Below are 7336 nucleotides of genomic sequence, written 5' to 3' on the forward strand. Positions count from 1 at the left end.
ATCTTGGCGCTTTCGTTATCGGTGAGGTTGCTCTTCACTTCCTTGTTCCGTTTCCCCCGGCCCATCCTTGGGCGGTTCGTCTTTAGGAAGCGGTCGACTTTCTTTGCCGAGAATCCCGTGAGATTCTGATTTCTAGGTCAGGACGCAAATAGCGGGAGCGACTGTTGGCCCGAGATTGGCCAATAAATAATCAGACGGCAAGTTTCAGGCAATAGCAGGTGTAGGACCGGAATAAAGTTGGTAACAAAATGCCTTCCCGAGCTCAATTTTACAGTAATTAATCAACCATAAAGATAAATAAAGTTGGTAACTTTCGAAGGACCCAGAGCAAAACCCCTCGAAAATCATGGTAATAAAGTTGGTAACTTATCATTGGCAAGCTCCCAGTAAACGATCTGAGCTTCCCCCAATGAGGCCCTAAAAGGGTACAAACTGTCGCAAAGCGGAACCGGCTAACCTTGGAGAATCAGCTGAAAAGCCAGTCGGCGTAACGCTATGTGGTTAAGCTCTTATTCATGAAGCCATGGCGCATAACTCAGGCCAACCAACACACCCCCAGGGCTCATAAACCTTGCGACTGTTTGCCCCCAGGGTTCAGTCCGGGTTTCATGAACGAATTCCTGACCCCTTTCCTTCATTTCTTTCACTGCCGCTTCCACTGCAGCCGCGTCCGCCAACTCAAATTCAATTGTAGCTGTCGGCTCAGGAACATGGTCAGGCCATTCCTCCTGCCCAAAACAAGACTGGGCCGCCATAGAGAGGGGCAATACCCCGAAATGATTCGCTCCGGGGAACGTATCCATGAAACGATAATCGTCCATCTTTTCTAGCGGCAAGCCTCGCGCACCCTCATACAAAGACGCACTCGCCGCAGAATCTTTAGTAATTGACGCAAACCCCGCAATACACTTAATTTCCATTCATTCCCCCGCCACTGATGGAGCTGGCTCATATCTGCATTAGTATGATTTGACTCGTTAGCCGCGTATCACTGTGAGCCCATTAGCCCTTGTTCAAATGCTGCCTGATTTTCCTGGGCAATTTCATTTTTTTGTCGAGCCATCGCAACACAAAACGGGATCCATTTGGCGCATGTGGACCGGTGAGAATGTCCAGGGTTGTGACAGAGCCAGATATGCGCAGATTGAAATCTTTATTGGGGACTTCCGCAAGATCCACGTGCACAGGAGCGAACCATGGGTTGTACAAGTTGAATCCCTCGACAAGATCCTGATCAAACTTTCTGAGAGTTTCTTCTATCGGGGGCACGCCGATCCGCTGCCGCAAGCCAAAAACAAAGCTATCAAGCGCAAATAAATAGCCTGTGTTGAAGTTGACTCCAAACGAATTATAGCGGTTGTCGGGACTTCCCTGCATTTCAATGCCATTGATGAATTGAGCTACAGATAACCCTTCAATGGACTCAGAGACGTTTTGGTGAATCTTAATTGCTGGATGGAAACTCGTGTCAACGGTTAAGAGCTCAGCATCTACTGAGCACGCTTCAGAGTATAAATCGGCAATCGGATGACCTCTGAAGCGATTAACCGAAGCACCCCTCATTAAAAGAAAAGCTTTGAGGTATTTTTCAAGCGCTTGACACGCAGCCCAAAAAAAAGCGCGATGCATTCCTTTTTTTGCCAGTAACCGAGCAGTCACATAGTCTTCATCTGCAGGTTTAACAAAAGAATCGCTGATTACTTGTACAATGTATCGTTCGATATTGGCTTGCTCATAGTCAGGTAGTTTGTCGAAGTGCTCAAGCTCATCTCCACACTTGAAACTGTATATGTAGCTCAATCTTCTTTCGCTCATTCAGCTTCTAACCTCGAACAGGCGCAAAAAGTGTTCCGGCGAGCGCGACGCAGCAAAATGGAGACGAAGGCGACCAAGTGCCGCGCTTGGTTAACTGGCGTGCTGGCTGTTGGCACGTCGCTTCCGTTCCTGCTCAGTCATTTGTCCTAAACGCTCCTCCAGGGAATCAAGTCCAAGTTGCGCACGGCGCTCATTAACCGAGGCGGGATCCTTGATGGGAAACGGTGTTGGCCACCCGTTTTCATCAACATCAAACTGGGTGCCGTAATATTGTGGCTCGCCGGCTAACGTCCGCACCCGATCCTGAAGAAACGCCAACTGCCAACCCTCGGCGTCGTCTTTCGCAACGGCTTCCTCCAGCAAGTGAACGCATTCCGCCATGAACCCGGCCTCGGACACCGAATGCTGAGCCACCAGCCAGGCGGCTTTGGAGGCTTCCTCTCCGACCAAGGAAATACCAGGCCAGCAGTGAGCCCTGATGATTTCCTTCAGGCGGGAGGCGTTGCGCTGGTGCAGTGCTTTCAGTCGGGGATGGTAGGAATCCGACGGTAACTCGCCGGAATCGAAGAGTCGCTGTAACAATCGCTGGTCTTCTATCAGCATCATGACCAGCTCATCCGCAAGACTCTGATTCATGGGCTCCCTCCCAGTTGATGCCACAAATAAGCGCCGCCCCGGCAGGGGCATCCGGTGGCAGGCCTTCATGCCGGAAACTCGATTGATTTGTTAAATGTCGTCTTGCCACTCTCTATGCTTACAGGCCCTATCGTACTCAAGCCATGGCACGTCGTGCGACACCCAAATATGAGCCTCTGGTTTTAAACCGGGATCATAGTCCAGAGTAGCTACCCGAACAATGACGTGGGGTTGCGCAGGCCTTTCAGCCACCAAATGGGAACCACAGCGTTTGCAAAAATGGCGCAATTTTCCAGGGGATGATTCGAACGTAGAAATAGAACGCTTACCTCTGAGCCAACGGAAATTCTCGCGCTTTACTCCCGCAGTGGAGGCGAACGGTGCAGCATGGGCTTTACGACAAGTCTGACAATGGCAATGCACGATTGGCATATCCACTGAGTCGATTTCGTAACTTATCTCGCCACACAAACAGCTTCCCTTCAACCCCATGAGAGATCTCACTCTGTAAATTTAAAACTTAGATTTGGAACGTGCCGAAGTGGCCCGTAGGGTCATCCGACAACAGCCAATGGTTATGCCGATTTTGCCACCAACATCTCAGTAGCGCCCTTTTGAAAACGATAGCTAACAGGCTGCAACGAGACAGCGATTCCGTCAGCGGATAGTCCCGCCATGACCGAATCAAGGTGCTTTGAGGTTTTTCCGTCCAGCGAGACAACTGGAAAGACGCGAACCTCAGAGGCAACTCTGCATAACTCCCGCATTGATGCCAGATGGGCCGCCCGATCTAAATGATCACTGTAAAGGAAAAGAAAGTGAGAACAGAGTGCCAGATCAAACTTGGAGTCAGAGAATGGCAGCATAGGCAATGACGCCGACACATACCGTCCTTGTTGGTAACCAGCATCAAAATCGGACAGGAACCGCGACATAGCTTCCATCCGAACCTCGCCAAGATGCTCAACGCTATTGAATGAGTCCCAAACATAACTGTCTGCGGCCTGTTGCATCTTGGCCATGATTTCTGGGTACACCTCGCCAATTCGGTGACGCACTTCATCAACCTTGAATTGATATACCGGATCACATGAGATGACTTGGCATCCTACCTCTGTCGCCTCAGCATTGAAGCTGGCCGGGCCATCGCCGCAACCCAGAATTTTCTTGTTCAGGTCATCATTCGATAGCTCAAACATCGCCTGATATTCCTTTAGCGATCGCCCCCACGGAACTACATTAGCTAAATCCAACATCAGCTCTCCTTAGTCTGTTTGACGAAGCACGGTGGTGACGAAGGAGCCGCGTAAAGCGGCATCTGGCAGCCTGATCGGTCATTGCCATACTGTAAAACTTAGAAAGCCGCTCCGCTCAGTAACTTCATTATACTGCAAATGGTTTTGTGGTATGACGGCAGGTGAAGTGCGCGACCTCGAACAGTAGCTCCATGTGTAATAATGTCGTCAACGGAATGCGAATCAAATGGTCATCACCGTCACTCAGTTCGTTTAACATTAAAGCATCTCAAGATGGAGGTTCTATGCCAATGATGCCAAGAATTTTATTGCCGCTTTTTCTAACCGGCCTTTCTGTACTTCCCGCCTTCACGCTGGCCGAAAATGCCACTCCTGAGGCCTACATTGGCAGCAAGCATTTGGTCTTGGAAATCCGGCACTGCGAATGCGAAGCCGTCAAGCCGAATGGTCATCCGTCCGTATTGCTGTCAGATTTTTTGCAGGAGTCGAGTGTTGTGAAAACGGCTGTGTTTACTGAAGATAACGGCTTCGTCGCGTCCGATTACGTCACCATGGGGTATGAATTCAGCCCAATCAAAGACTCATCCGACACGTTCTCGTTCAACTATACGGGTACACATACGACAAGCAGCGGACAAAGCTCGGGAAGTGGGGAGTTATTGCTGGAAAAAGGACAGTGGGTCCATTTGTTTGGCTCGCACCACGAAAGTACATCAGGAGCACGCCACGCCAATGTTGCAGTAAGACTGGTAGAATTCGACGGTTCCTGAGGGCCAATTTTAAAAATTCCAATCATAGGTACACACGGTGTATGTGTTTCAAACGAAAAGACTAATCGTAACGCAGCTATCCCATCAAGATATTCCCGCGCTCACTGAGATACTGAGTGACCCTGAGGTCATGAGGTATTCCGTTCGAGGGGTTTGTGATGAAGAAGCTACCCGCAAATTTATAGGTTGGTGCCAGGAATGTTACGCATCCCATGGTATGGGTCCATGGGCATTAACTGAGAAGAGGTCGGGAAAACTTGTTGGTTTCTGTGGTATTGGGCCGGAGCTAGTCGGAGGGGTTGAGGAGATCAACCTCGGTTATCGATTAGCGAGGCGATACTGGAATCAAGGGCTTGCAACCGAAGCTGTTAAAGGCGTGCTGCGGTATGCCTTCGATCAAAAACAGTGTGAGTCAGTAGTGGTCATTATAGAGCCAGACCATGCGGCCTCAGTTCGAGTAACTGAGAAGGCTGGATTCTCCTGCTACACCATGCAAGAGTTTCATAAGAAGAGGGTGCGGCTGTATCGGATGACAAATGAAGACTGGCGCCTTCGTCTCCACGATGAATTAGCTGTAGTCAGGAATCAACGACCCAATCCCGGTAGAGCTCAGGGGTAATTTCTTCAATCAACACAGGCTCTACAGGAACTCGCGAAACCCACTGGAGAGCATCTATTTGCTCAAAGGTTTCAGATCGCAACGTATAGATATACCCCTTCTCATGCCAACTTACTTCAGTATCCCTCAGCACTATCCGGGGTGGGCGTTGCGAGGTGTCGACCGAGAAAACTGCACGAGGGCTCAGGGGGTAATATGTGATTGCAAACGGAACAGCTAAATCCCGCTCTGAGACAGCATAAATACCGTATTCGTTGTCAGCCTCACCATGCCCAATGTCCTGGGCTGGCTCTAGCCGGACGGTTTTTTGTCGACTACCGTGATAGAGGTACTCAGGCTTGCCCAGGTTCGGCTCATTCCCTTTGTTTCGCACTTGTTCACACACAACCCCTTGGCCCTCCCGACAATCTAAGTTGGTTGCTTCTTAATCCCAAAGCAATGCTCCTCTGCGGGAAATTCGCCGGCTCTGACCTCTCTTTCATACAGCGCAAACACATCCTTGATTTGGGCGCTCAGATCGACGTACTTTTTGGCAAATTTCGGCGTGTAGTCAGAGAACAAGCCTAGGATATCCTCCGTTACCAGCACTTGGCCATCACACTCGGGAGATGCGCCAATACCAATGGCAGGAATGGTTAAAGATTGCGTAACACGCCGCGCGGCGGCTTCAAATACCCCTTCAATTAAGACTGAGAACGCGCCAACAGACTCAAAAGCCTGTGCTTCTTCAACCAACCGTTTGGCTGCAGCCTCATCTCTGCCCTGGGCCTTAAATCCGCCCATAGTGTTTGCATGCTGAGGACGCAAGCCAATATGTGGCATTACCGGTATACCACGACTGACCAGGAACTCCACCGTTTCAACAAGCTCTAACCCACCTTCAACCTTGATGCCCTGAGCACCAGTTTCTGTCAGTAAGCGCGCCGCGTTTCGGAAAGCCAGCTCCTTGCTTTCTTGATACGAGCCATAGGGCATATCGATAACGACGCAGGCTTTCTGGCTGCCACGCACCACTGCTGCACCATGGTTAATCATCATATCCAGAGTAACGGGCAGCGTAGAATCGTATCCGTAAGCCACCATCCCTGTGGAATCCCCGACGATGATCAGATCGACAAAAGGGTCCATGAGTTCTGCCATGGGCTTCGTGTATGCTGTAAGGGAAACAATGCTACCTCGTCCTTTCATGGCCTGAATCTTAGAGGTTGTTATCTTCTGGCTGGAAGTATGAGTACTCATATTCACTCCTATCCTTGATCAGTTAAATCACAACGAAATTGAGAAACCGCACCACACCAAACACCACAACGCCCGAGACAACCGGCCACCCCAGGGACTTTGTTTTCCACCAGACTAGCAGGGTTACGCATCCCCCAACAGCCGTTGCAACCCAGGCATTCAGGGTGCCGGCTGCGGGAACCAGCGAAGCCCCCAGCATGGCCGCAATCATCACCGGGCCGAGCACCCCGAGCCACCTGGGCATGGCCGCTGTACCGCCCTGACTGTCTTCCCGAGCCAGACGCCTCTGCATCCACACCAGTGGTAACAAACGCATTAACAATGTACCCGCTGCGGCAACCATCACCGCAACCCACAGCTCACCAGCCATGCGTTAAACCTCCGCCCGTGTATTGGATTGCATCACAAAGAACACCGCCGCGCCCAGAAGCGCCGCAACCGGTATCGCCATATTGGGCAGGCCATTAGCCGCGAACAACAACGCCACGACAATGGCACACCCGAGCGCTGCAGCCCATAACCAGGAAGTGAATCTCGGGGCCAATAGAACCACAAACAGGGCCGGTAGCGCGAAGGGCATAACGTCATTCAGTAATGGCCAGCGCCCGGTCAGCTCCTGCCCCACAAAAGCTCCTAGGGCCGTGCCCCCTACCCAACTGAACCAGGCCAGCAACATGGCGCCAGTGAACCACCCCAGGCGTTCCGAGGGTGGCAACGCCGGCAGGCGGGTGTGCGCCAGAGCGAAGACCTGATCCGTCAGCCCGTGCATCAACCAGAACCACCACCGGTTCCCGTTGAGCCAGGGGGCCAGGTTCGGGGCATAAACCAGATGCCGGGCATTGATCAGCAGCGTCATCACAACCACAAGCCACAAGGGGGCTCCCGACGCCACCATGCCAACAAACAGGAACTGGGAGGCACCCGCATAGATAACCAGGGAGATGATGATGGCTTCCCAGCTGCTGAAACCGGCCTGATTGGCGATCAGGCCAAACGAAATC

At 51.4% G+C, this 7336-nt stretch carries 11 protein-coding genes; 2 read left to right on the forward strand and 9 right to left on the reverse strand.

Annotated elements, in window-relative coordinates:
• Positions 1 to 509 precede the first annotated feature (509 nt).
• The 5 genes from ABYA77_RS14290 to ABYA77_RS14310 all read right to left on the reverse strand — a co-directional run bounded on the left by ABYA77_RS14290 (position 510) and on the right by ABYA77_RS14310 (position 3707).
• Positions 510 to 920, reverse strand: coding sequence for a VOC family protein (locus tag ABYA77_RS14290; RefSeq protein ID WP_372966638.1), 411 nt, complete (start codon positions 918 to 920; stop codon positions 510 to 512).
• A gap of 82 nt (positions 921 to 1002) precedes the next feature.
• Entirely contained in the window at positions 1003 to 1815 is an 813-nt protein-coding gene (locus ABYA77_RS14295) for a hypothetical protein (RefSeq protein ID WP_372966639.1), read from the reverse strand.
• Between the two features lie 90 nt (positions 1816 to 1905).
• Complete coding sequence (locus tag ABYA77_RS14300) at positions 1906 to 2451, reverse strand: DUF6624 domain-containing protein (RefSeq protein WP_372966640.1); 546 nt, start codon at positions 2449 to 2451, stop codon at positions 1906 to 1908.
• A 90-nt stretch (positions 2452 to 2541) separates the two neighbouring features.
• Positions 2542 to 2943 carry a GFA family protein gene (locus ABYA77_RS14305; RefSeq protein WP_081698919.1) on the reverse strand — a complete coding sequence of 134 codons (402 nt, stop codon included), beginning with the start codon at positions 2941 to 2943 and terminating at the stop codon, positions 2542 to 2544.
• An 83-nt stretch (positions 2944 to 3026) separates the two neighbouring features.
• Positions 3027 to 3707, reverse strand: a complete 681-nt coding sequence (locus ABYA77_RS14310; protein ID WP_023008425.1) for a class I SAM-dependent methyltransferase — start codon at positions 3705 to 3707, stop codon at positions 3027 to 3029.
• Between the two features lie 284 nt (positions 3708 to 3991).
• Between ABYA77_RS14310 and ABYA77_RS14315 the strand changes: the two genes are divergently transcribed.
• Together ABYA77_RS14315 and ABYA77_RS14320 are read left to right on the forward strand one after the other, a co-directional pair.
• Positions 3992 to 4477, forward strand: a complete 486-nt coding sequence (locus ABYA77_RS14315; RefSeq protein WP_206853115.1) for a hypothetical protein — start codon at positions 3992 to 3994, stop codon at positions 4475 to 4477.
• Positions 4478 to 4520: 43 nt separating this feature from the next.
• Positions 4521 to 5096, forward strand: a complete 576-nt coding sequence (locus tag ABYA77_RS14320; protein WP_328798076.1) for a GNAT family N-acetyltransferase — start codon at positions 4521 to 4523, stop codon at positions 5094 to 5096.
• Here the strand turns inward: ABYA77_RS14320 and ABYA77_RS14325 are convergent.
• The 4 genes from ABYA77_RS14325 to ABYA77_RS14340 form a co-directional block, all read right to left on the reverse strand.
• Positions 5056 to 5481 carry a hypothetical protein gene (locus tag ABYA77_RS14325; protein WP_372966641.1) on the reverse strand — a complete coding sequence of 142 codons (426 nt, stop codon included), beginning with the start codon at positions 5479 to 5481 and terminating at the stop codon, positions 5056 to 5058. The two genes, ABYA77_RS14320 and ABYA77_RS14325, sit on opposite strands and share 41 nt — an antisense overlap.
• A 23-nt stretch (positions 5482 to 5504) precedes the next feature.
• Positions 5505 to 6335, reverse strand: coding sequence for a 3-methyl-2-oxobutanoate hydroxymethyltransferase (gene panB, locus ABYA77_RS14330; protein ID WP_104417066.1), 831 nt, complete (start codon positions 6333 to 6335; stop codon positions 5505 to 5507).
• 22 nt (positions 6336 to 6357) lie between these two features.
• Positions 6358 to 6705 (reverse strand): AzlD domain-containing protein, encoded by a 348-nt coding sequence (locus ABYA77_RS14335; RefSeq protein ID WP_104417580.1) that lies wholly within the window; start codon positions 6703 to 6705, stop codon positions 6358 to 6360.
• A gap of 3 nt (positions 6706 to 6708) precedes the next feature.
• On the reverse strand, positions 6709 to 7336 hold a 628-nt coding region (locus ABYA77_RS14340), incomplete at its 5' end, for an AzlC family ABC transporter permease (protein WP_372966642.1).

The organism is Marinobacter sp., from assembly GCF_041595835.1.
GTDB lineage: Bacteria > Pseudomonadota > Gammaproteobacteria > Pseudomonadales > Oleiphilaceae > Marinobacter.

Excerpts from the sequence above, each read along its gene's own strand:
- ABYA77_RS14290 (WP_372966638.1), bottom strand. The coding sequence starts at position 920 with ATGGAAATTAAGTGTATTGCGGGGTTTGCGTCAATTACTAAAGATTCT.
- ABYA77_RS14295 (WP_372966639.1), bottom strand. The coding sequence starts at position 1,815 with ATGAGCGAAAGAAGATTGAGCTACATATACAGTTTCAAGTGTGGAGAT.
- ABYA77_RS14300 (WP_372966640.1), bottom strand. The coding sequence starts at position 2,451 with ATGAATCAGAGTCTTGCGGATGAGCTGGTCATGATGCTGATAGAAGAC.
- ABYA77_RS14305 (WP_081698919.1), bottom strand. The coding sequence starts at position 2,943 with ATGGGGTTGAAGGGAAGCTGTTTGTGTGGCGAGATAAGTTACGAAATC.
- ABYA77_RS14310 (WP_023008425.1), bottom strand. The coding sequence starts at position 3,707 with ATGTTGGATTTAGCTAATGTAGTTCCGTGGGGGCGATCGCTAAAGGAA.
- ABYA77_RS14315 (WP_206853115.1), top strand. The coding sequence starts at position 3,992 with ATGCCAATGATGCCAAGAATTTTATTGCCGCTTTTTCTAACCGGCCTT.
- panB (WP_104417066.1), bottom strand. The coding sequence starts at position 6,335 with ATGAGTACTCATACTTCCAGCCAGAAGATAACAACCTCTAAGATTCAG.
- ABYA77_RS14335 (WP_104417580.1), bottom strand. The coding sequence starts at position 6,705 with ATGGCTGGTGAGCTGTGGGTTGCGGTGATGGTTGCCGCAGCGGGTACA.